The 1,338-nt window shown below is 30.1% G+C and carries 1 protein-coding gene; it reads right to left on the bottom strand.

The features are described from left to right. Positions 1-291: 291 nt before the first annotated feature. Positions 292-843, bottom strand: coding sequence for a hypothetical protein (locus DWW43_RS11980; RefSeq protein ID WP_133302422.1), 552 nt, complete (start codon positions 841-843; stop codon positions 292-294). Between the last annotated feature and the right edge of the window lie 495 nt (positions 844-1,338).

The following is a 1,338-nucleotide window of genomic DNA, read 5'->3' as shown; positions in this document are numbered from 1 at the left end:
GCAATTCCTATGTAATCAATCATATTCGTACTCCCTTTTAGTAGTTATCAATATTCAATTTTTCATATAATTGATATTTTAATAAATTATCTCTTGCCATTGCAAATTTTGAACAATTATACTTTTTATAAATTTTTTCTGCATCTTTTATTGTCATTTTATACATCTCTATATGTATTTCCATTATATATAAAATCTGCAAACAATCCTTTACTATTACTTCCTGTATTTACCGATGTCGTTTTTAATTTCTCATGCAAGAACTGGGGAATTGCTAGGGAATGGGGGCATTTATATGCACTGCGAGTTAATGATTTCATCCCATTCTTCGCTTAAAATATTTTTAAATACTATACCACAAAACTGAGATTGAGAAAAAAGCAAATAATTCATATTGTCAATTTTATATGCTTGTAGTTTCTCTTTATTTATTGAATTACTTAATATCAGAATGTCATTATTATCTCGAATTGCATCAAATTTTCTCTCGACAATTAAATAAAACTTATTCTCAATATTAAATTGCTCATCTTCAACAATAATTGTTCCTTCTTGATAATCTATTTCATTATAGAGCTTTTCACTTAATATTTTTTCGTCTTGGATAAAATAAGTAATATATTCTATTGTTCCGTTATTAGGATTAATCGCAATATCTAACGGCGGCTTGCATTTATCTTCGTAAAGCAAATGGAAATTTTGTCCTGATTGTTTTATCTCTGCTCCTACCTTAAACAAAAGCAACCCTTTACTCATTCCTTCAATTTTACGTATATATTTTTTATTCATTTTAACGCATTTTATATTCATAAACATTCCTAACTTAATATAACATTCTGGCATGATAAACCACACCTGTCTGTGTATCTATCATAAAACAAACCATATTCTTCTTTTTCCATATCTTTATTGATAATAATAATTGCATTATTAATTAACATCTCAAATTTCATAAAATATGCCTCTGTCTATCTCAAGTTTCCATATACAAATACTGTCTGCCACATCGTCTGCACTTTTCGAAGAACCCTTCATCAGCTCAAAGAGCTCATCCATCCTATCTGTGAAAGCCGCTTCAACACATCCGAAGATGCTTCAAGACCTCACGCCTTTCTCAGCCAGTCAAGTCCTGTATTTCCGAAGTTCTTTGCAAACAGCTTATAGGATATATCATTTCACCTATTACTTAATCAAACTACTTAGGGTTATCAAAAACATCTTTATATTTTAAATAAAACTCATCAGTCATCTTCCATATCAGACTCTGAACACGTCTCGTAATCTTCCTGCAGTATTTTCACCCATCGTTTTATAGCTCCCCACATACCATCAGAATGA

The organism is Clostridium sp. AF15-41 (genome assembly GCF_003604095.1).
Lineage (GTDB): Bacteria > Bacillota > Clostridia > Lachnospirales > Lachnospiraceae > Coprococcus.
Note: the sequence above shows the minus strand (reverse complement) of the source record. Positions and strands in the feature narration are given on the sequence as shown.